Origin of the sequence: Bacteroides sp. B1-V-101, from assembly GCF_023656585.1 — a bacterium.
Lineage (GTDB): Bacteria > Bacteroidota > Bacteroidia > Bacteroidales > Bacteroidaceae > Bacteroides > Bacteroides thetaiotaomicron.
This window is the reverse complement of sequence record NZ_JAMOKH010000003.1, coordinates 60,509-84,619: the sequence shown is the minus strand read 5'-3', so window position 1 is coordinate 84,619 and position 24,111 is coordinate 60,509. Positions and strand designations below refer to the sequence as shown.

14 protein-coding genes and 3 tRNA genes are annotated in these 24,111 nt (G+C 39.5%); 9 read left to right on the top strand and 8 right to left on the bottom strand.

Annotation, left to right across the window (positions count from 1 at the left end; translation table 11 throughout):
* Window positions 1-54: 54 nt before the first annotated feature.
* Window positions 55-3,201, top strand: a complete 3,147-nt coding sequence (locus tag NBH01_RS03415; protein WP_061474265.1) for an efflux RND transporter permease subunit — start codon at window positions 55-57, stop codon at window positions 3,199-3,201.
* 123 nt (window positions 3,202-3,324) lie between these two features.
* On the opposite strand, the gene NBH01_RS03410 is transcribed toward NBH01_RS03415, so the two are convergent.
* Window positions 3,325-3,774 (bottom strand): type I restriction enzyme HsdR N-terminal domain-containing protein, encoded by a 450-nt coding sequence (locus tag NBH01_RS03410; RefSeq protein WP_008761554.1) that lies wholly within the window; start codon window positions 3,772-3,774, stop codon window positions 3,325-3,327.
* 63 nt (window positions 3,775-3,837) lie between these two features.
* Here NBH01_RS03410 and NBH01_RS03405 point away from each other — a divergent pair, with 63 nt between their 5' ends.
* The 5 genes from NBH01_RS03405 (at window position 3,838) to NBH01_RS03385 (ending at window position 9,109) form a co-directional block, all read left to right on the top strand.
* Window positions 3,838-4,614 carry an AMP nucleosidase gene (locus NBH01_RS03405; RefSeq protein ID WP_008761555.1) on the top strand — a complete coding sequence of 259 codons (777 nt, stop codon included), beginning with the start codon at window positions 3,838-3,840 and terminating at the stop codon, window positions 4,612-4,614.
* 25 nt (window positions 4,615-4,639) lie between these two features.
* Window positions 4,640-5,659: a DNA polymerase III subunit delta gene (gene holA, locus NBH01_RS03400; protein WP_016267563.1), complete on the top strand. Its 1,020-nt coding sequence runs from the start codon at window positions 4,640-4,642 to the stop codon at window positions 5,657-5,659.
* A gap of 1,228 nt (window positions 5,660-6,887) precedes the next feature.
* Entirely contained in the window at window positions 6,888-7,358 is a 471-nt protein-coding gene (locus NBH01_RS03395) for a helix-turn-helix domain-containing protein (RefSeq protein WP_032813412.1), read from the top strand.
* A 75-nt stretch (window positions 7,359-7,433) separates the two neighbouring features.
* Window positions 7,434-8,210 (top strand): dihydroorotate dehydrogenase electron transfer subunit, encoded by a 777-nt coding sequence (locus NBH01_RS03390; protein ID WP_008765719.1) that lies wholly within the window; start codon window positions 7,434-7,436, stop codon window positions 8,208-8,210.
* A complete protein-coding gene (locus tag NBH01_RS03385; protein WP_016267566.1) occupies window positions 8,198-9,109 on the top strand; it encodes a dihydroorotate dehydrogenase in 912 nt (303 codons plus the stop codon). Before NBH01_RS03390 ends, NBH01_RS03385 begins: the two co-directional genes overlap by 13 nt.
* A gap of 218 nt (window positions 9,110-9,327) precedes the next feature.
* Here the strand turns inward: NBH01_RS03385 and trmD are convergent, their stop codons facing one another.
* Window positions 9,328-10,005: a tRNA (guanosine(37)-N1)-methyltransferase TrmD gene (trmD, locus tag NBH01_RS03380; protein ID WP_008761559.1), complete on the bottom strand. Its 678-nt coding sequence runs from the start codon at window positions 10,003-10,005 to the stop codon at window positions 9,328-9,330.
* Between the two features lie 76 nt (window positions 10,006-10,081).
* Between trmD and ligA the strand changes: the two genes are divergently transcribed.
* On the top strand, window positions 10,082-12,082 hold the full coding sequence (ligA, locus tag NBH01_RS03375) for an NAD-dependent DNA ligase LigA (protein ID WP_250699984.1): 2,001 nt from the start codon (window positions 10,082-10,084) through the stop codon (window positions 12,080-12,082).
* 59 nt (window positions 12,083-12,141) lie between these two features.
* Complete coding sequence (gene dapA, locus NBH01_RS03370; RefSeq protein WP_008761561.1) at window positions 12,142-13,035, top strand: 4-hydroxy-tetrahydrodipicolinate synthase; 894 nt, start codon at window positions 12,142-12,144, stop codon at window positions 13,033-13,035.
* 540 nt (window positions 13,036-13,575) lie between these two features.
* Here dapA and NBH01_RS03365 read toward each other — a convergent pair.
* The 6 genes from NBH01_RS03365 to NBH01_RS03340 all read right to left on the bottom strand — a co-directional run bounded on the left by NBH01_RS03365 (window position 13,576) and on the right by NBH01_RS03340 (window position 21,100).
* Window positions 13,576-13,652, bottom strand: a tRNA-Arg gene (locus NBH01_RS03365).
* A 20-nt stretch (window positions 13,653-13,672) separates the two neighbouring features.
* Window positions 13,673-13,746 (bottom strand) — tRNA-Arg (locus NBH01_RS03360).
* Window positions 13,747-13,766: 20 nt separating this feature from the next.
* A tRNA-Arg gene (locus tag NBH01_RS03355) sits at window positions 13,767-13,840 on the bottom strand.
* Window positions 13,841-13,919: 79 nt separating this feature from the next.
* Window positions 13,920-16,220, bottom strand: a complete 2,301-nt coding sequence (locus NBH01_RS03350) for a patatin-like phospholipase family protein (protein ID WP_234117840.1) — start codon at window positions 16,218-16,220, stop codon at window positions 13,920-13,922.
* A gap of 169 nt (window positions 16,221-16,389) precedes the next feature.
* Window positions 16,390-18,435 (bottom strand): molecular chaperone HtpG, encoded by a 2,046-nt coding sequence (gene htpG, locus NBH01_RS03345; protein WP_250699983.1) that lies wholly within the window; start codon window positions 18,433-18,435, stop codon window positions 16,390-16,392.
* 139 nt (window positions 18,436-18,574) lie between these two features.
* The gene (locus tag NBH01_RS03340) at window positions 18,575-21,100 is read right to left on the bottom strand and encodes an ATP-dependent Clp protease ATP-binding subunit (RefSeq protein ID WP_008765726.1); all 2,526 of its coding nucleotides are present in this window, start codon (window positions 21,098-21,100) and stop codon (window positions 18,575-18,577) included.
* Window positions 21,101-21,506: 406 nt separating this feature from the next.
* On the opposite strand from NBH01_RS03340, the gene gyrA reads away from it, so the two are divergent.
* Window positions 21,507-24,083, top strand: a complete 2,577-nt coding sequence (gyrA, locus tag NBH01_RS03335; RefSeq protein WP_250699982.1) for a DNA gyrase subunit A — start codon at window positions 21,507-21,509, stop codon at window positions 24,081-24,083.
* Window positions 24,084-24,111 lie beyond the last annotated feature (28 nt).

The following is a 24,111-nucleotide window of genomic DNA, read 5'->3' as shown; positions in this document are numbered from 1 at the left end:
CGATGCAGGAAACTGTTTGTCCTTATATAAATATTAATCGTAAACTTATATATTATGTTTTCTAAGTTTTTCATTAACCGACCAATTTTTGCTACCGTACTTGCCCTGCTCATTGTGGTAGCCGGTTTGGTCGCACTCAATATATTGCCCGTGGCGCAATTTCCGGAGATTACACCTCCGACGGTTCAGGTATCGGCTGTCTATCCCGGTGCGAATGCCGAAACTGTAGCCCAAACGGTAGGACTCCCCATCGAGCAGCAGGTAAATGGGGTGGACGGTATGCTCTATATGTCTTCAAATTCTTCCTCTTCGGGAGCATATTCGCTGACAATTACATTTGCCGTCGGTACAGATATCGATATGGCTACCGTACAAGTACAGAACAGGGTAAGTGTTGCGCAATCATCCTTGCCGGAACCGGTAGTGGTGCAGGGGGTAACTGTGCAGAAACAGTCTTCGAACATTGTCATGTTCCTGACAATGACTTCGAAAGACTCCGTCTACAACAGTCTCTATCTGACTAACTATGCCAAATTGAATTTGGTCGATCAGTTATCACGTGTGCCTGGCGTAGGAGCTGTTAATGTTATGGGAGCAGGTGATTATTCCATGCGTATCTGGCTGGATCCTGAAGCCATGCGCATCCGGAATATTTCTCCGGCGCAAGTATATCAGTCCATTCAGTCTCAGAATATGGAAGTGTCCGCCGGCTATATCGGTCAACCGATCGGACAGGACAATAAAAATGCCTTTCAATATACACTTAATGTACAGGGGCGACTTACTTCTCCGGAGCAATTCGGGAATATTATCATTCGTCGGGAACAGGATGGGGCAATGCTTCGCCTGAAAGATATTGCGCGAATAGATTTGGGGTCTGCTTCTTATAGTGTAGTATCACGATTGAAGGGGATGCCTACCGCAGCGATTGCTATCTATCAGCAGCCGGGCTCCAATTCGCTGGACGTTTCAAAAGGAGTGAAGGCTAAGATGGAGGAACTGGCGACCAGTTTTCCTACAGGAGTAGCCTATAACGTAACTTTGGATACAACGGATGTAATTCATGCTTCTATTGATGAAGTAATGGTGACATTTTTTGAGACAACGCTGCTGGTAGTACTGGTTATTTTCCTGTTTTTGCAGAACTGGAGAGCGGTTATTATTCCTTGTATCACAATTCCTGTATCGCTGATCGGTACATTGGCAGTTATGGCGGCATTTGGTTTTTCGATCAATACGCTGACTCTGTTCGGATTGATTCTGGCAGTTGCCATTGTAGTGGATGATGCTATTGTGGTGGTTGAGAATGCTTCAAGATTGCTGGAGACCGGACAATATTCAACTCGTGAAGCAGTCACAAAAGCTATGGGGGAAATTACGGGGCCGATTGTCGGAGTGGTGCTTGTTTTGCTTGCCGTGTTTATTCCGACGATGATGATCAGCGGTATTTCGGGGCAGTTGTATAAGCAGTTTGCACTGACAATTGCTGCTTCTACCGTATTAAGCGGTTTTAACTCACTGACACTGACGCCTGCTCTTTGTGCTCTATTCCTCGAAAAGAGCAAACCGTCTAACTTCTTTATATACAAAGGATTTAATAAAGCGTATGATAAGACACAGGGAGTCTACGATAGTACGGTGAAATGGTTGCTTCAACGTCCGCTTATCTCTTTTGTATCTTTTGCTATTCTGACAGTGATTGCCATAATACTCTTTATGCGTTGGCCGTCGACATTTATTCCGGATGAAGATGATGGTTATTTTATTGCTGTTGTTCAGCTTCCTCCGGCAGCCAGCTTGGAACGTACACAAGCTGTCGGGGATAAAATCAATGCTATTTTGGATTCTTATCCGGAAGTGGAGAATTACATTGGAATCACTGGTTTCTCCGTGATGGGCGGAGGTGAGCAAAGTAACTCCGCGACCTATTTTGTTGTCCTGAAAAACTGGGACGAAAGGAAAGGGAAGGAGCATACGGCTGCTGCCGTTGTCGACCGTTTTAATGGCGAAGCGTATATGGAGATACAGGCAGGACAAGCATTTGCTATGGTTCCTCCGGCTATTCCAGGATTGGGTGCTTCCGGTGGCTTGCAACTTCAATTGGAAGACCGGAGGAATCTGGGACCGACAGAAATGCAGCAGGCTATTGACGCATTGCTTGCTTCTTCTCATTCCAAACCGGCCTTAGCTTCTGTATCCAGTCAGTATCAGGCAAATGTCCCTCAATATTTTCTGAATATCGATCGTGATAAGGTGCAATTTATGGGCATTGCTCTGAATGATGTATTTTCTACATTAAGCTATTATATGGGGGCGGCATACGTTAATGATTTCGTTGAATTCGGTCATATTTATCAGGTGAAGATCGAAGCGCGTGATCAGGCACAACGCGTCATTGATGATGTCTTAAAACTCAGTGTGGCTAATTCGGCAGGAGAGATGGTCCCCCTTTCTTCTTTTACCAAAGTGGAAGAGCAGTTGGGACAGGATCAGATCAATCGTTACAATATGTATTCAACAGCTGCCTTGACTTGTAATGTAGCGCCCGGAAGCAGTTCCGGACAGGCTATTCAAGAAATGGAAACTTTGTTTAAAGAACAGCTGGGAGATGAATTTGGCTATGAATGGACGTCAGTTGCCTATCAGGAAACACAGGCGGGAAATACGACCACCATTGTTCTGGTCATGGCCTTGATTGTAGCATTCCTTGTTTTGGCTGCGCAATATGAAAGCTGGACCAGTCCGGTGGCTGCCGTGATAGGTTTGCCGGTGGCCTTGTTGGGAGCAATGATAGGATGTATGATAATGGGAACTCCGGTCAGCGTATATACACAAATTGGTATTATCCTGCTTGTTGCACTTTCGGCAAAGAATGGTATTCTGATTGTAGAGTTTGCCCGTGATTTCCGTGCTGAAGGAAACTCAATTCGTGAGGCTGCATACGAAGCAGGACATGTCCGCTTACGTCCGATCTTGATGACTTCTTTTGCTTTTGTATTGGGAGTAATGCCTTTGCTGTTTGCTACTGGGGCTGGTGCGCAGAGCCGTATAGCGTTGGGTACTGCGGTTGTTTTCGGTATGGCGATGAATACTTTATTAGCGACAGTCTATATTCCTAATTTCTATGAATTGATGCAGAAACTGCAAGAGAAGTTTAGCAGGAAGAAAAATGATGATGTGAAAAAAAATACGGATATGTAAAAATAGAATATCGATTGAAAAGCTTTCGGAGACAAGAAAAAGATGGTGTCACTATGTGCTTGGGATACTTACACTATGTGTGTGGTATAGTGTAAGTATCCTGACCTTATAGTGACACTATCTTTATAGCGCGTTATAATCGGGAATATCCTGAAGAAAGGTATAGCTCTGATGGGCGTAATCCATCCGGCAACAATAATGCTGCATTCCATTACTTACTATCAGATAGTCAACTTTCAATACCATATTATAGCGGGTTATCTGATCGAATACCGCTTGTGTGATCTCGATGTGCGGAGCTTTGTATTCTACGATCATTCGTGCTGAAAGGTCTCTCCGGTAAAGTACTGTATCACATCTTTTAGTTGTGCCGTTCAGCTTAACCATTACTTCGTTAGCAAGGAGTGCGTTCGGATATCCTTTGTGCGCAATAAGAAAGTGAACAAAGTGTTGCCGTACCCATTCTTCCGGGGTAAGTGCGACATATCGTTTGCGAATCACGTCGAAAATTACATTTTTTCCGTTTCGTACGTTTATTTTAGTGTCGAATACTGGTAGGTTTAACGATAACATTTATTATTTTTGTAAGTTAAATAACGGTTTCCATTATTGGAACCACAAATTTAATAGATAATTATGAAAACGAAAGAAGAAATCGTAGCTAATTGGCTGCCCCGTTACACAAAACGTAACCTGGAAGATTTTGGAGAGTATATTCTGTTGACTAACTTCAACAAGTACGTAGAGATTTTCGCAAATCAGTTTGATGTTCCTATTTTGGGTAGAGATGCCAATATGATTTCCGCTACAGCCGAAGGCATTACAATGATCAATTTCGGTATGGGAAGCCCTAATGCCGCTATTATCATGGATTTATTAGGAGCTATTCATCCGAAAGCCTGCTTATTTTTAGGTAAATGTGGTGGTATCGACAAGAAAAATCAAATTGGCGATTTAATCCTTCCTATTGCCGCTATTCGTGGTGAAGGAACATCCAATGATTATTTTCCACCTGAAGTTCCCGCTTTGCCTGCATTTATGTTGCAGCGTGCTGTTTCTTCGTCCATTCGTGACTATGGCCGTGATTATTGGACGGGTACTGTCTATACCACCAATCGCCGTATTTGGGAGCATGACGAAGCATTCAAGGAGTATCTGAAAAAGACACGTGCGATGGCGGTTGATATGGAAACGGCCACTTTGTTCAGCTGTGGCTTTGCCAATCATATTCCGACAGGAGCATTGTTATTGGTATCTGACCAGCCTATGACTCCGGATGGAGTGAAAACTGATAAAAGCGATAATCTGGTTACCAAGAACTATGTAGAAGAGCATGTTGAGATTGGTATCGCTTCTCTGCGTATGATTATTGATGCAAAGAAAACTGTAAAACACTTGAAATTCGACTGGTAACTGCCGGTCTTTCTAAAAAATATATATGGCAAAACAAGAGCTGACCTGTGATGACATCCTCAAAGAACTGAGGGCAAAGCAGTATCGTCCCATCTACTATTTGATGGGAGAAGAATCGTATTATATCGATTTGATTGCCGATTACATTACTGATAATGTCTTGAACGAAACGGAAAAAGAGTTCAACCTGACTGTAGTGTACGGTGCTGATGTGGATGTAGCGACAATCATAAATGCTGCCAAACGCTATCCTATGATGTCCGAACACCAAGTGGTGGTAGTCAAAGAAGCGCAAGCGGTCCGGAACATCGAAGAATTATCGTACTATCTTCAGAAACCGCTTCATTCCACTATTTTGGTGATATGCCATAAGCATGGAACATTGGATCGTAGGAAAAAGTTGGCAGCTGAAGTAGAAAAGACTGGTGTTTTGTTCGAGTCTAAGAAGATAAAAGATGCCCAGCTTCCGGCCTTTATTGCTTCCTACATGAAGAGAAAAGGAATAGATATGGAACCTAAGGCAACAGCTATGCTGGCTGATTTTGTCGGCTCGGATTTAAGTCGTTTGACAGGTGAATTAGAAAAGCTGATTATCACTTTGCCTACGGGACAGAAACGTGTAACTCCCGAACAAATTGAGAAGAACATAGGCATAAGCAAAGATTATAATAACTTTGAATTGCGGAGTGCTCTGGTTGAAAAAGATATTCTGAAAGCAAATAAAATAATAAAATACTTTGAGGAAAATCCCAAAACGAATCCAATTCAAATGACATTGTCTTTGTTATTCAGCTTTTATTCAAACTTGATGTTAGCATATTATGCGCCTGATAAATCGGAGCAGGGTATTGCTAATATGCTAGGGCTAAGAACTACTTGGCAAGCTCGGGATTACTCAATTGCGATGCGCAAATATAGTGGAGTAAAGACAATGCAGATTGTTGGTGAAATACGATATGCCGATGCAAAATCAAAAGGAGTGAAAAATAGTTCAATGTCTGACGGAGATATTCTTCGTGAATTAGTGTTTAAAATTTTGCATTAGGAAAACTGAATACTCTAAATAAACAAAAGGCATATACTTTTACTGTAAAACAGATTAAGTATATGCCTTCTTTATATACTGCAAATTAGTTGTGTCAGACTCATAACCAAATCTTCTTTTATAGACGAATATTTTACAATGGATCTGTTGTTCTCTTTTTCCTGACTTTTATGAATGGAAAGGAATTTGAAGATCTTTTGCTTCTCTTCTTTAAGTTCAATTTTGGTAATTTCTCTCTTTTCTAGTTTTTGAGGTTATGTTATATTCATTTTCAAAATTGAAAAAATCTGATTTAATTCAGACTATAAATATAGAATGGCAAATCGTATTAGCATAAATGGTTTTGCATAAATTGGAAGGATCATCTTTCTTTTCCTGAATTGATAAAATGTCATTTTGATAATTTGTGGGATAATTGGGATATTTTGCTGTCATTTTTCTAGTTGATCTTAATTTGGGTATTGATAAAATAGGTGTAATTTATTATAATACAGGTGTTTAATTCAATTTTAGAGCTTCTAGAATTGAAAAAAAACAATTGATCGACTGAATGTGCGGAAATATGGCAAGGATTTACGATTTGCGAGGTACTTCAGAAGAAAATGTAAAAGAAGATTTGAAGAGTTCTCAATATACATAAGTAAATAATGCATTTTATTCCTTGATTTATTGTTTTTGCAACTATTGATATTTACGTTTGTGTAATCATGCCTGTTTGTTTGTGAAGTTTATATCTGTGAACAGATTACAAATGTGATCAATCCAGCTGAATCACAAAAGTATACTGATTGTTTTACAGTAGTAATATGCAGTTTATAAATGTAATAGGAGAGTGGTTAACAATTTGTTTTTTATATGTTATATCATTGTATACCATATAAATATACTCTAATATTGAATTATAGCTCTAAAATTACTGTTTGAGTGAAGCATATTTTTGTGAATATTGTATTTACTTATTTCTTATCCGTATATATAATGTTGTAAATCAATATAATATATTGTTTTGTTAAATCTAAAATATCATTGTAATTTATGTTTTATTTTGTGTTTTACAAACGTATTAGTCTAATTGTGATAATGATCACACATTTGTAATATTGTTATTTTTATACTTGTAATTTGCATTTGTGATTTGTAATGTTTACCTTTGTATATCCGTAGTGGTTGTTAGTATTTTTGTGAAACCAACGTTTAATACATACAATTGTAACAAGAAAGAAGCTGTATGGAGATAAAAGACAGAATTAGAATGATAATGGAGAGAGAAAAAGTTCCTCCAAGAGTTTTTGCTGAGACAATTGGAGTCCAGCAATCTACTCTCTCGCATATTTTGAATGATCGGAATAAACCAAGCTTGGAGGTTGTAATGAAGGTACATCAGACCTATAATTATGTAAATCTTGAATGGTTGCTTTATGGTAAAGGCGAAATGATAGCATCTGCAGAAGATGCTTCTGCAGTTTCTTCCAATGGAGATTATCAGCCTTCTTTGTTTGATGAGAATCCTGTAAATCCGTCCAAAGAGACGATTAATCCGGAAAATCGCAAGGAAATGGCATTAAGAACAGCCGAAAATGCACCTAAAGAGATTGTAAAACAGGAAATTAGGTACATAGAAAAGCCTGCCAGAAAAATCACTGAAATAAGAATATTCTTTGATGATAATACTTATGAAACCTTTCGACCTGAAAAATGAGAGGTAAAATCGGTGGTTTGAGCAAATTCCTGTATCTTTGCACCGGAATACGAATTTATACTTTTATATCCATACATGAAGAAATTTATTTTAGATCTGACAGTTACTGAGAATATCAGATTGAATGCAAACTATGTATTGCTGAAATTGACTTCTCAGTCATTACTGCCCGAGATGTTGCCGGGGCAGTTTGCCGAACTTCGGGTGGACGGTTCATCTACTACATTTTTACGCCGTCCTATTTCTATTAATTTTGTAGACAAGCGACAAAACGAAGTGTGGTTCCTTATTCAGTTGATCGGAGACGGAACAAGACGTTTAGCAGAAGTAAATTCGGGCGATGTGATCAACGTAGTACTTCCTTTGGGGAATGGCTATACAATGCCTCAAAAGCCTTCTGATAAGCTTTTGCTTGTGGGCGGAGGTGTCGGAACAGCCCCTATGTTATATTTAGGTGAACAATTGGCGAAAAATGGTCATAAACCTACCTTCCTTTTAGGGGCTCGTAGCAATAAAGACTTGTTGCAGCTGGAAGAATTTGCTAAATATGGAGAGGTATATACTACTACAGAAGACGGAAGTCACGGAGAAAAAGGATACGTCACCCAGCATTCTATATTAAATCAGGTACATTTTGAGCAGATTTATACTTGTGGTCCTAAACCGATGATGATGGCTGTGGCAAAATATGCCAAAAGTAATCAGATAGAATGTGAAGTTTCTTTGGAAAATACAATGGCTTGTGGAATTGGAGCATGTCTCTGTTGTGTGGAAAATACGACAGAAGGACATTTGTGTGTATGTAAAGAAGGTCCTGTTTTTAATATAAATAAACTACTATGGCAGATTTAAGTGTAAACATTGGTGAATTGCAGATGAAGAACCCGGTGATGACTGCATCTGGTACATTTGGATATGGTGAAGAGTTTTCGGATTTCATTGATATAGCGCGAATAGGCGGTATTATTGTAAAAGGTACTACTCTTCACAAACGTGAAGGTAACCCATATCCTCGTATGGCAGAGACTCCTTCCGGTATGCTAAATGCTGTAGGACTGCAAAATAAGGGGGTTGACTACTTTGTGGAACAGATATATCCTCGTATAAAAGACATTCAAACGAATATGATTGTAAACGTGTCGGGGTCTGCTATTGAGGATTATGTGAAAACTGCAGAGATCATTAATGAACTTGACAAAATTCCTGCTATAGAACTAAATATCTCGTGCCCCAATGTAAAGCAAGGAGGTATGGCTTTTGGTGTGTCAGCAAAAGGTGCTTCTGAAGTAGTAAAAGCGGTACGTGCAGCTTACAAAAAGACACTTATCGTTAAACTCTCTCCGAACGTTACTGATATCACAGAAATTGCCCGTGCAGCAGAAGAAAGTGGTGCGGATAGTGTATCATTAATCAATACATTGCTAGGAATGGCTATTGATGCGGAACGTAAACGTCCCATTCTGTCAACAGTGACAGGAGGAATGTCCGGTGCTGCTGTGAAACCGATTGCCTTGCGTATGGTTTGGCAAGTTGCAAAGGTGGTAAATATTCCTGTCATAGGATTGGGAGGTATTATGAACTGGAAAGATGCTGTTGAGTTTATGCTTGCCGGTGCTTCTGCGATCCAGATTGGTACGGCAAATTTTATAGATCCGGCTGTTACAATCAAAGTTGAAGATGGTATAAATAATTACTTGGAAAGACACGGATGTAAGTCAGTAAAAGAAATTATTGGTGCGCTTGAGGTATAATTGAAAACATACAATAACTCTTCGCATATAATATGAAAGAAAAATGCTATTTTACTTTTTAAGTATACTGAGTAAAATCAATGCCGGAATGATAGATGAAAAGAGGATTCCCAGTGCGAAGAGTAAAATAACAGATTTGTCTTTCTTGTAGAATATAAATAAAAACGACGGTGGAAATTCTCATATTTCTCACCGTTGTTTTTATTTACATATATCTTTTAGTCTTCCAGTAAGTCAGGGCGAAGTTTTTTGGTTCGTTCTAAAGATTGCTGTAGCTCCCATTCTTTTATTTTTGCTTCATGGCCGGATAACAAAATATCGGGTACTTTCCAGCCTTTATAGTCAGCAGGACGAGTATATACAGGTGCCGCCAACAGATTATCCTGAAAAGAATCAGAAAGTGCCGATTGTTCGTCTGAAATCACTCCGGGGATGATACGGACAATTGCGTCCGCCATGACTGCTGCTGCCAGTTCGCCTCCTGTCAGCACATAATCTCCGATACTGATTTCTTTGGTGATCAGGTGTTCACGGATACGATAATCAATACCTTTGAAATGTCCGCAAAGGATAATCAGGTTTTGGGCCAAAGAAAGGCTGTTGGCCATTGGCTGATTGAACTGTTCTCCGTCGGGGGTCGTAAAAATCACTTCATCATAGTCGCGTTCAGCCTTCAGAGCGTTAATGCAGCGTTCGATAGGCTCTATCTTCATGACCATGCCGGCGAATCCGCCAAAAGGATAATCATCGACACGACGATATTTGTCTTCGGTATAATCGCGCAGATTGTGGATATGTATTTCTGCAAGTCCCTTATCCTGAGCTCGTTTCATGATGGAGCAATTGAAGAAGCCTTCAATCATCTCGGGTAAAACTGTTATAATATCAATACGCATAATCTTTATAATTTTTCGCAAAAGTACAAATATTCAAAGATAAACCTGTATTTTTGCCTTAAACAATCGAAGAAATATGGATATAAAGGAAAAAATAGAGGAATTGCGTGCTGAACTTCATCGGCACAACTATAATTATTACGTTTTGAATGCTCCCGAAATTTCAGATAAGGAGTTTGATGATAAGATGCGTGAACTCCAGGATCTGGAGCTGGCACATCCGGAATATAAAGATGAAAATTCGCCCACTATGCGTGTCGGCAGTGACATTAACAAGAATTTCACGCAGGTTGCACATAAATACCCCATGTTGTCTTTGGCAAATACGTACTCTGAAGGCGAAGTTACAGATTTTTATGAGCGTGTACGAAAAGCGTTGAATGAGGATTTTGAGATTTGCTGTGAGATGAAATATGATGGTACTTCCATTTCTTTGACCTACGAAGATGGAAAACTGGTTCGTGCCGTTACACGCGGAGATGGAGAAAAGGGCGATGATGTGACAGATAACGTAAAGACAATCCGTTCTATTCCACTTGTGCTCCGTGGTGACAATTATCCTTCTTCTTTTGAGATTCGTGGGGAAATCCTTATGCCCTGGGAAGTATTTGAGGAGTTGAACCGCGAAAAAGAAGCACGTGAGGAGCCGCTTTTCGCTAATCCGAGAAATGCGGCCTCAGGAACATTGAAGCTTCAGAATTCTTCTATTGTAGCTTCTCGCAAGCTGGATGCGTATTTATATTATCTTTTGGGAGATAATCTGCCTTGTGACGGACATTATGAAAATCTTCAGGAAGCTGCAAAATGGGGATTTAAAATCTCTGATTTGACGCGTAAATGCCAGACGTTGGAGGAGGTTTTTGAATTTATCAATTATTGGGATGTAGAACGAAAGAATCTGCCTGTAGCTACTGATGGAATCGTCTTGAAGGTAAATAGTCTGAGACAACAAAAGAATCTCGGTTTTACGGCGAAATCTCCCAGATGGGCGATTGCCTATAAATTTCAGGCAGAACGTGCATTGACACGGTTGAATATGGTAACTTATCAGGTAGGCAGAACAGGTGCTGTCACTCCTGTTGCCAACTTAGATGCTGTTCAGCTATCCGGAACGATTGTCAAACGTGCTTCATTGCATAATGCGGACATTATCGAAGGGCTTGATCTGCATATCGGAGATATGGTTTATGTAGAAAAAGGTGGTGAGATCATTCCTAAAATTACAGGAGTGGATAAAGATGCCCGTAGTTTTATGCTTGGTGAAAAGGTCAGGTTTATTACCAATTGCCCCGAATGTGGCAGCAAATTAATTAGATATGAAGGCGAAGCTGCCCATTATTGTCCTAATGAAACTGCATGTCCCCCTCAGATTAAAGGTAAAATAGAGCATTTTATTAGTCGGAAAGCCATGAATATTGATGGATTGGGTCCTGAAACGGTGGATATGTTCTATCGTTTGGGATTGATTCATAATACGGCGGATCTGTATGAATTGAAAGCCGATGATATCAAAGGGTTGGATCGTATGGGAGAAAAATCTGCAGAGAATATTATTACGGGGATTGAGCAGAGTAAGACAGTTCCTTTTGAACGTGTCATCTTTGCTTTGGGAATTCGGTTTGTTGGCGAGACGGTAGCAAAGAAAATAGCCAAGTCGTTCGGGGACATTGACGAGCTGCGACAGGCTGACCTTGAAAAGCTGATAAGTATCGATGAAATCGGGGAAAAAATAGCGCGAAGCATTCTTCTGTATTTCTCAAATGAGTCTAACCGAGAGTTAGTTGGCAGGTTAAAAGAGGCTGGGTTACAGCTCTATCGTACAGAAGAAGATATGAGTGGATATACGGATAAATTAGCTGGTCAGTCTATTGTGATCAGCGGTGTATTTACGCATCATTCACGGGACGAATATAAAGACCTTATTGAGAAAAATGGCGGTAAGAATGTGGGAAGTATCTCTGCTAAGACCAGTTTTATCCTTGCCGGTGACAATATGGGGCCAGCCAAACTGGAAAAAGCAAAAAAACTTGGAGTAACCATACTAAGCGAGGACGAATTTCTGAAACTTATATCGTAAGATATGAAAAATATTCGTACTTTTGCGCCTAATAAAATTAGAGATTATAATTAAAACTCATGATACAGACTAAATTGAAAGGAATGGGGGTAGCACTGATTACTCCTTTCAAAGAGGATGAAAGCGTTGATTATGATGCGTTGATGCGTTTGGTAGACTATCTATTGCAGAATAATGCGGATTTCTTGTGTGTGCTGGGGACTACAGCCGAAACACCGACTCTTACCGAAGAAGAGAAGAAAACCATCAAAAAGATGGTGATTGACCGCGTTAACGGAAGAATTCCTATTTTGCTGGGTGTAGGCGGTAACAATACACGCGCAATAGTAGAAACATTGAAAAATGACGATTTTACAGGAGTTGACGCTATATTGTCTGTAGTGCCATATTATAATAAGCCATCGCAAGAGGGAATTTATCAGCATTATAAAGCCATATCGGAAGCTACGGAACTTCCTATCGTGTTGTATAATGTGCCGGGGCGTACAGGAGTAAATATGACTGCTGAGACGACCTTGCGCATTGCTCGTAATTTTAGTAATGTAATCGCTATTAAAGAAGCTTCCGGTAATATTACTCAAATGGATGACATTATCAAGAATAAACCGGATAATTTCAATGTTATTTCCGGTGATGACGGTATTACTTTTCCGTTAATAACCTTGGGAGCTGTTGGAGTGATCTCTGTAATCGGCAATGCTTTCCCGCGTGAATTCAGCCGTATGACACGTTTGGCGCTTCAAGGTGATTTTGCTAATGCACTCACTATTCATCATCGATTTACTGAGCTATTTGATCTTTTGTTTGTGGATGGAAATCCGGCAGGAGTAAAATCCATGCTGAATGCAATGGGGATGATTGAAAATAAACTTCGATTGCCGTTGGTTCCGACTCGAATTACGACATTTGAGGCAATACGTAAAGTCTTAAACGAACTGAATATTAAATGTTGATCTGATACTGAGAAGTATCGATTCTCCATACATTTTATAAATAGGTATTCCCCCTTCACCTTTTTGTCATGCCTCCCATGAACAGGCAGATACAAGGTGAAGGGGGATTTTTTTTAGTTCTTTCTATTTTTTGCTATTAGCATAATTTGATTAGCTAATAGCAAAATCCGATAAGCTAATAGCATATTTGATAAACTAATGTAGTATAAAAGTGAAATGCTTTCCCTTCATCCTGTATCCGCTTGTTTATAGTGGTTTCGAGCAAAAGGTGAAGATGAAAGTGCATTGTTTGAACATACGTTGCATGCACTTTTTAAACTTTCCAATGTTTGAAAGTAAACTTCTTGATGTTTGAAAATAACTATTAAAGTGTTTTTGTAAAACATCCTATTGATTGTACATAATCATACGGTCGTTTGATGTGAAATGATCGCTCGATTTAGATAAAATAACCGCTTAATTTTTTTTTCTCGTGATGCCGGATTTCTTCGATGGAATGGGGTAAAAAACAAAATCCTCCACAAAAAATGCAGAGGACTTTGGTGATCGCGACAGGATTCAAACCTGTAACCGGCTGATCCGTAGTCAGCTACTCTATTCAGTTGAGCTACGCGACCTTGTTAAATGTTGGTAGAAGTGACCGCGACAGGATTCAAACCTGTAACCGGCTGATCCGTAGTCAGCTACTCTATTCAGTTGAGCTACGCGGCCATTCTGTTTTTCCGAAAAAGTGATCGCGACAGGATTCAAACCTGTAACCGGCTGATCCGTAGTCAGCTACTCTATTCAGTTGAGCTACGCGACCATTGTTTCGTTTTAACGGGTGCAAAGATACGTACTTTTCCCGAATTAGCAAGCATTCGGCGACTTTTTTTTGTAGAAAATTATTCGATGAAACGGTAATTAAACAGTTGGAAACCGATACTTAACCCGACATTCCACTCCCTTCTCGGTGAGCTATAATGATTTACATAAGCAGAGATGTCTCCGAACGGTAATTGACACACAACAGAAATTTCTCCCAAATATTCGAATTTAGAGAAGGCTTTTCCATAATATGCCTTATTTAATGAGTTTCTTTCAATCGGATATATAGGCATAAAACCATAAAATTCACCTCGCAGATGGAACATTTGATTGAGACGATAGATGGGACGAATGCCGGCTCCCACAAATTGATTGGCGCGGAAAGCTTCATTATAGGTGAGTTTACTATGTAGAGTAGGTGAAAACTCACCTGCTTGCATCATAGTCGCCGTATAATTCTCGGAAAAGTTCTTGGAAGCGTACAAAGCTTTTAAATACCATCCCAAAACCCAGTGTTCGCTCATCGTATGGTATTTTTCTTTCATATATGATAATTGCAGCCAGGAATGGTGTTCTTTATTTATTTGAACTCCTTTGGTCTCTTCACCTGGATAGAATCTTTCCCGTCCCATGAATATCTGTGCAACAAGAGCTTCTTTGTAGCCTTGTGTCGGGTATTGCCGTGAATTAAGTGTGCTTCCATTGAAGCTGATAGAGCCGCCGAATAAATCATAACGGCTTCTGTCGAATCTGTCTTTCTCAAAATCGATGATATTTCTCTGGAAATATTTGTCTTCTATTCTGGCGATTCCTATTCCAAATTCAGCTCGTTTACTTAAAAGGAACGGTAGCCCTACCTGAAGTTTAAGGAAGCGTTCGTCTTTCTGATTAAATGCTGGCTTGTCATTTCTGGAAAATAACTTGTCTTTCTTAAAATAGTCGAAAGTAGTAATAGATGCGATAAAGCGGTAAGAGGTCGGGATCGCAGTAGAAAAGTCGATCTTAGCCATGAATTGTGCATTATTATAGACTTTCCCGAGTTGACCGTCAAAAAGAAATTCTTTCGCATAGTAATTTAAATCCTGATAGCTGAGCCCGAGATAAATTTGATTCGAGTTGGACGTGGAAATATTCCCACCTAATCGTACGGCAAAATTATTTTCCAGTTTGACTTTTAAATGCAGGTCATACGTTTCATCCTCCGGATTATATACGGCGTGCGGGATGATTTCGGAAATCATGTTGTCTGAAAGCAGCCGGAAATAGCCTTCTTTCAAGTCTTCGTAAGTGAATTCCTTATTGTCAGAGCTATGAAATTCTTTTTTAATATATGCCTGTTGTTGGGGATTGGCTCCGTCAATAATGATGTTTTTGAAGCGTAATTCCGGATAGTTGCTTCGGTATACCATTCTTCTCAAACGTATATTATCCAAATTAACCCTCCTTTGTATACGGCTTTTTATAGAATCCATCATGCTTATGGTTCGGTTATATCCGATATCATGCAATTCATCTATTCGCTGAAAATCCATCAAGCTGACATTGTCATATTTGAATGTCATCAGAATACCCATTGAATCCGGAATAGAATAGTCGGTTTTTTGCATGACCATGTTTTCTATCTGGCTCATGAGGTCATTTTCCTTGGGTTTGGTGGGGTTTGTAGATACCACACTTCCAATTATAATATCCGGATGAAAATCGTCTCTCATAACGTCTGTTGGGAAATTATTGTAGATCCCTCCGTCATATGCCAGCACATTGTCAATCTCTATAGGCTTAAACATAAAGGGAAAGCTCATGGAAGCTCGGACGGCATCTCCCAAATCTCCGTTTCTCATTACGAGTTGCTTTTTATTGTAGACATCAGAAGCTATGCATCGGAAAGGAACGAACAACTTGTCGAAATCGCCTTTACACGAAGCTGTAGCGCGTGCATACAAATCTACAAAAACCAGATTCATCTGTATGGGATTTACTACGCTTGTGGGCAGAAATTGTGGTTTGAAGTTTTTTAATGAGTCTTTGAATGAGAAACGGATATTAAAAAACTCCGGTGTCGGGACATTTTTCTTGAAGTGGTATACGTATTTCTCTTCTATTTGTCCAGAATACCATCTTTTAAAGTCTTCTGACTTCAATAATTCTTCCATATCATCAGGAGAATACCCCATCGCATAAAGAGAGCCGATAATGGCTCCCATGGAAGTTCCTGTAATATAATCGATAGGAATGTTATTTTCTTCTAAGGCGCGAATGATGCCGATGTGTGTCAATCCTTTGGCACCGCCACCACTTAAGACAAGACCTACTTTTTGGGCACAGACAGTCGGCATGAATAACCATATAGCAATTAACACTAAAAGTATTTTTCTCATAACCCAAATCAAACAATTGAAGTATTTATCATTTAGTGTTCAAATATATACAATACTTTCCAATTTATCGATATTTTAGCGTTCGTTTTATGATGAAAAAAGAGCATTGCAACACGTTTTAGTGTTGAATGCTCTTTCATTGATTTATGTTATAAATAAAGGGGCGGTATTAAATCAGCTCAATACTGCGCTTCACGAAGTTGTTCAGAGCTTCACCTTTTAGCATATTGTTTTGCAATAAAGCCAGGTCGATGAGTTGACGGATTACCTTGTTGTTGCTGGCATATCCTGCAAAGATGCCTTCTTTTTTATTTTTCAGTTCATCCCATTTTTTATCCAGCTCATTCAATTCATCTTTCTCTGCAGTAGGAATATCTTCTTCCTTCTTGTCTTTTTGGCTGTCTTTTAGTTCATTGCGACGCTTGCTGACACTATTCATCTCTGTTTGTATAGGAGCTACTTCAGGGTGACAAGCTGCTTCTTCTTCGTCAAGCACTTGCTTGATAAGCTTATGGTCGGAGTTCAGAACCAGATTGAACATATCCGGCATCTCTCCATAGAAGCTCATTCCGGCCTGAATATTTGCCATTTCCTTCATACGACGCATATATTCGCTTTGAGTAATCATCACCGGAGCTGAATTGTCTCCCAATGCCTGTGTCATTACATTGAACTCAACTTTATCCATTTTGGGCAATTGGCTCTTGAAAGCAGTTGTGATAGCTTCTTGCTTTTCTCCTTCCAATGTCTCGTTTTTCTTGTCTTCTTTGATGATAAGGTTGTCGATAACATCGCTGTCTACACGGGTGAAGCGAGATTTCTCAAACTTCTGTTCCAACATACTTACCATAGCTACATCTAATTGACCATCCATAAGCAGAACATTGTACCCCTTGTTGGTGGCAGCCTCGATATAACTGAATTGTTCATCCTTATTATTAGCATACAAATAGATCAGATTTCCATCTTTGTCTGTCTGATTATCTTTAATAAGGGTCTGATACTCTTCAAATGTATAATGTTTGTTATCTGTATCGGTGAAAAGGGCGAATTTTTGCGCTTTCTCATAGAAATCCTCTTGAGTAAGCATGCCGTAATTGATAAATATTTTCAAATCATTCCACTTCTCTTCAAACTGTTTGCGGTCGTTCTTGAAAATCGATTGCAGGCGGTCGGAAACTTTCTTCGTGATATAGGTAGAAATCTTCTTCACATTCGAGTCGCTTTGCAAATAAGAACGGGATACATTCAATGGAATATCCGGAGAATCAATAACTCCATGTAATAAAGTCAGGAAGTCCGGTACAATTCCTTCTACAGAATCCGTTACATATACTTGGTTGCAATATAATTGAATCTTATTTTTATTCAGCTCAATATTGCTCTTTACTTTCGGGAAATAGAGGATACCGGTCAGATGGAACGGATAATCTACATTCAGATGAATCCAAAATAATGGCTCGTCTGACATCGGGTACAACTTGGTATAGAACGACTTATAATCCTCGTCCGACAGTTCGCTCGGCTTACGAGTCCACAATGGAGTGGTATCGTTAATAATATTGTCTTCAGCGGTTTCTATCTGTTTGCCATCTTTCCATTCTTTCTTTTTTCCGAATGCAATGGGGACAGGAAGGAAGCTGCAATATTTCTTCAGAAGCTCAGAAACACGTGTTTCTTCGAGGAATTCTTTGCAATCGTCATCGATATATAAGATGATATCTGAACCACGATCTGCCTTATCTACTTCTTCAATAGTGAATTCAGGGCTACCATCACAAGTCCATTTTATAGCTTGTGCTTCGTCTCTGTAGGATTTGGTGATAATTTCAACCTTTTTTGCAACCATAAAGGCAGAATAGAAGCCTAAACCGAAATGTCCGATGATTGCATTTGCATCATCTTTGTATTTTTCCAGAAAATCATTTGCTCCTGAAAATGCAATCTGATTAATGTACTTTTCTATTTCTTCTGCAGTCAGACCAATACCACGGTCGGAGATAGTAATAGTGTCTTTACCTAATTCAACGTGAATTGTCAGATCGCCCAGTTCACCTTTAAACTCTCCAATGGAAGCAAGGGTATTCAGTTTCTGAGTGGCATCTACTGCGTTAGACACTAATTCGCGAAGAAAAATTTCATGGTCACTGTACAAGAACTTTTTGATGATAGGGAAAATGTTCTCTGTTGTAACCCCAATATTACCTTTTTGCATAATAACGTATATTTTTTTGGTTTATTTATTAGAATGTTTTTAATTGATATTTGTTCAGATAGAGACAAAAAAAATGCCAGACCCTAAGGTCTGACATTCTGGCATATTTTATAACTTATCTTATTTAAGCAATCTTCTTTCAAGATGCAATAACTTTCATCTCCAATTCACCTTTCTCTTTATTCAGAGAGACTTGAATGACATCTTTTTCTTTCAGAGAAGAAGTTATAATGAGTTCTGACAGTCCATCCTCTAGATGAGTTTGAATAGCTCGTTTTAAAGGGCGGGCTCCGAATTGCACGTCGTATCCTTTTTCGGCCACAAATCTTTTTGCTTCATCATCAATAACTAGCTTATATCCAATAGATTCAATACGATCATATAGTCCTTTTAGCTCAATATCAATGATTTTCGTGATAGCTTCCAAAGAGAGTTGGTCAAATGTTATGATTTCATCGACACGATTGATAAATTCTGGCGCGAATGATTTATTTAATGCTTTTTGTATAACACTTCGCGAGAACTCTTTATCATCCAGACGGCTTTGTGTAGCAAATCCTACACCACGTCCAAACTCCTTTAACTGGCGGGTGCCAATATTGGAAGTCATGATAATAACTGTATTTTTAAAATCAACCATTCTGCCATAACTGTCAGTTAGACGGCCTTCGTCCATCACTTGAAGAAGGAGATTGAACACATCCGGATGTGCTTTTTCGATCTCATCAAGCAAGACGATAGAATAAGGTTTGCGACGTACTTTTTCAGTTAATTGTCCGCCTTCTTCATATCCTACATATCCCGGAGGAGCTCCGACCAGACGTGAGACAGTGAATTTTTCCATAAATTCGCTCATGTCTATACGAATCAGTGCATCGGAAGAGCCGAACATATATTTTGCCAATTCTTTGGCTAAATGGGTTTTACCTACACCAGTCGGGCCTAAGAACATAAAGGTTCCAATGGGCTTATTAGGATCCTTCAATCCCACACGGCTTCTTAAAATAGCTTTGACCAGTTTCTCTATAGCCGGATCTTGTGCGATTACTTTCGATTGCAGATCCTCCTTCATGCCAGCCAGCTTGATTCCTTCGGCTTGTGCCATACGCTGTACCGGAATGCCGGACATCATTGAAATAACATTGGCAATTTCCTCTGCATCAACAGTCTGTCTGTTCTCTTTCAGGCTGTTTTCCCATTCCCGTTTCATTTCGTCCAACTGAAGCGTAAGCTCTTTCTCCTTATCTCGGAAACTGGCAGCGAGTTCAAAATTCTGGGATTTCACAGCTTCATTTTTCTTGCTTTTAGCTTCTTCGATGAGTTTTTCCTGCTCTTCGATTTCCTTGGGCACATTGACGTTGGTCAGATGTACACGTGATCCTGCTTCATCCAAAGCGTCAATAGCTTTATCAGGGAAGTTACGGTCCGTAATATAACGGTCTGTCAACTTGACACAAGCTTCCAATGCTTCATCTGTATAGTTCACGTTATGATGATCTTCATATTTATCCTTGATGTTACGCAGAATCTGAAGAGTTTCGGCAGCAGTAGTGGGTTCCACCATAACTTTTTGGAAACGACGTTCCAAAGCACCGTCTTTTTCTATATTCTTACGGTATTCATCAAGGGTAGTAGCACCAATACATTGTATTTCGCCGCGTGCCAATGCAGGTTTCAGCATATTGGCTGCATCCATTGAACCGGCTGCAGAACCTGCACCTACAATTGTATGGATCTCATCAATGAACAGGATCACATTCGGATTCCTTTGTAACTCGTTGAGAATGGAACGAATACGCTCTTCAAACTGACCACGGTATTTTGTTCCTGCCACAACTGCGGTCATGTCAAGAGCTACTACTCGCTTATCAAACAAGATGCGTGAGACTTTCTTTTGAATAATTCTCAAAGCTAGTCCTTCAACGATTGCTGATTTTCCTACACCAGGCTCACCGATCAGAATCGGATTGTTCTTTTTGCGGCGACTCAGAATTTGAGCCAAGCGTTCAATTTCCTTTTCTCTGCCTACCACAGGGTCCAAACGTCCTTCTTCTGCCGCTTTTGTCATATCTGTACCGAAATTGTCAAGTACAGGCGTGTCATTGGCCGGTTTTTTTGAAGCTGTTTGCGCCTGTTGCTGGCGTTCTTCAGAACCGCTTCCACCAGATCGGGGAGAAGACATTTCTTCATCATCATCGTCTTCCGGAAATCCCATACCGGAATTTACATCCGGTTGCAATGTGGCTTGTTCCAACACTTTCACGTAATTAACGTCATTAGCTTCGAGCACGGAAGCAGCCATATTGTTTCTTTCTCTTAGGATCGCTAACAAAACATGCTCTGTATCAGCTATATTACTTTTCATTCCACGTGCTTCTAAAATACACATTTTTAATATTTTTGCCGCGTCATTAGACAACGGTATCTCTGCATCAGGCAATAGCATATCATCAGCTTCTGTCTTCAGCCGAGCTTCAATCTGCTGCTTTACTGCAGCTAAATTGGTGTTGAGTTTTGACAATATCTCGATAGCTTTTCCTTCACCGTCACGAAGCATTCCCAGAAGTAGGTGCTCAGGTCCGATATGCCTACTCCTCAACCGGTTAGCTTCTTCCTTGCTATAGACGATAATGTCGGAAACTCTTTGTGAGAATTGATTATTCATACTTTTTCCTTTTCTTCTAAGGGGTTATTTACTGGCAAATATACGTATTTAATCAAGTTTGTATTGCATATTTGCTTTATTTCTTATATCTACAAATGGCGTGCCATAAAAACAATGCTTTGTATTATATATATAAGGTATAACAAATACCACTCCCTGTTTTTCACAAATATAGTCTCCTTAATGGTAGTATTTATTCTTTTTCTCATTTCTTTTTCTAATATTAATGGTTAGAAGTCAATTCGCTCCTTGAAATTTTTAATTTTAATAACTAAATATAGACAAACAGACTGTCCTTCAAGCAGAAAAAAACTTTCTTCGGAAAAACTTTCGTATATCGTGGAAAAGTAGTACTTTAGCGTGGTTTTTCACAGACCATACAATGTATAATTAATAATCATTTTAAATGCTTGAACAAGACAGAATTATAAAGATTAACATCGAGGAGGAAATGAAGTCATCGTACATTGACTACTCCATGTCGGTCATTGTTTCACGTGCCCTTCCGGATGTTAGAGATGGATTTAAGCCCGTTCACCGTAGAATTTTATACGGAATGATGGAATTGGGTAATACTTCAGACAAACCTTATAAAAAATCTGCAAGAATCGTGGGTGAAGTATTGGGTAAGTACCATCCGCATGGAGACTCTTCAGTTTATTATGCTATGGTGCGTATGGCTCAGGAATGGGCAATGCGTTATCCTTTAGTAGATGGCCAAGGTAACTTTGGTTCTGTAGATGGTGATAGCCCCGCTGCCATGCGTTATACGGAGGCTCGTCTAAACAAGTTGGGTGAAGCGATGATGGATGACCTGTATAAGGAAACTGTAGACTTCGAACCTAACTTTGATAATACGTTGACAGAGCCGAAGGTGATGCCGACCCGTATTCCTAATCTTTTGGTTAATGGTGCTTCCGGTATTGCGGTAGGTATGGCAACTAATATGCCTCCTCATAATCTTTCGGAAGTAATTGATGCTTGTGAAGCATATATTGATAATCAGGAAATCACAGTAGAGGAACTGATGACTTATGTCAAAGCTCCGGATTTCCCTACAGGTGGTTATATATATGGTATCAGCGAAGTACGTGAAGGATATCTGACAGGTCGTGGACGTGTAGTAATGCGTGCAAAAGCGGAAATTGAAACCGGACAGACACATGATAAAATCGTAGTGACTGAGATCCCTTATAATGTTAATAAGGCTGAACTGATCAAATATATTGCTGATCTTGTTAATGATAAGAGAATAGAAGGTATCTCGAATGCAAACGACGAGTCTGACCGTGACGGTATGCGTATCGTTATTGATGTAAAACGTGATGCTAATGCAAGCGTAGTGCTGAATAAGCTGTATAAGATGACAGCCTTGCAGACTTCCTTCGGTGTGAATAATGTTGCATTGGTTCACGGACGTCCTAAGACATTGAATCTGAGAGATATGATTAAATACTTCGTAGAGCACAGGCACGAAGTAGTTATCCGCCGTACTCAGTTCGATCTACGTAAAGCAAAGGAACGTGCACATATCCTTGAAGGTTTAATCATAGCTTCTGATAATATTGATGAAGTTATTCGTATTATTCGTGCAGCTAAGACTCCAAATGATGCTATTGCAGGTTTGATAGAACGTTTTAATCTGACAGAAATACAGTCACGTGCAATTGTAGAGATGCGTTTGCGTCAGTTGACTGGTCTGATGCAGGATCAGCTTCATGCTGAATACGAAGAAATCATGAAACAGATTGCTTATTTGGAAAGTATTTTGGCTGATGATGAGGTATGTCGTAAGGTGATGAAAGATGAATTATTGGAAGTTAAAGCGAAATATGGTGACGAACGTCGTTCTGAAATCGTTTATTCTTCCGAAGAGTTTAATCCGGAGGACTTCTATGCTGATGATCAGATGATTATCACAATTTCTCATATGGGATATATCAAACGCACGCCATTAACAGAATTCCGTGCGCAGAATCGTGGTGGAGTAGGCTCTAAGGGAACAGAAACTCGTGATGCGGACTTTGTAGAGCATATATATCCGGCTACTATGCACAATACCATGATGTTCTTTACACAAAAAGGTAAATGTTATTGGCTGAAAGTTTATGAGATACCGGAAGGAACGAAGAATTCCAAAGGACGTGCTATACAAAACCTGTTAAATATAGACTCTGATGACAGTGTAACTGCATATTTGCGTGTTAAGAGCCTGGATGACACTGAATATATTAATAGTCATTACGTATTATTCTGTACGAAGAAGGGTGTTATCAAGAAGACATTGCTTGAACAATATTCACGCCCGCGTCAGAATGGTGTAAATGCTATTACAATTCGTGAGGATGACAGTGTAATTGAAGTTCGAATGACGAATGGTAATAATGAAATCATTATTGCTAATCGTAATGGTCGGGCTATTCGTTTTCATGAAGCTGCAGTTCGTGTAATGGGACGTACGGCTACAGGTGTACGTGGTATTACATTGGATAATGATGGTCAAGATGAAGTAATAGGAATGATATGTATCAAAGATTTGGAAACAGAGTCTGTAATGGTTGTTTCTGAACAGGGATATGGTAAGCGCTCTGAAATTGAAGATTATCGTAAGACTAATCGCGGAGGGAAGGGTGTAAAGACCATGAATATTACTGAAAAAACAGGTAAGTTGGTAACAATTAAGTCAGTGACCGATGAGAACGACTTAATGATTATCAATAAATCCGGAATAACTATCCGTCTGAAAGTTGCTGATGTCCGTATTATGGGACGTGCTACTCAAGGTGTTCGTCTGATTAATCTTGAAAAACGTAACGATCAGATTGGTTCTGTATGTAAAGTAATGACAGAAAGTCTTGAGGATGAAGTTCCTGCAGAAGAAGCAGAAGGTACTATTGTCAGTGATCTGACTACTGATCAGGATATTGACAATGCAGATACTGCTATAGATGTTAATGAAAATAACAACGAAATTGAGGAATAGACATAATATTAATAATTAATCAAACAAC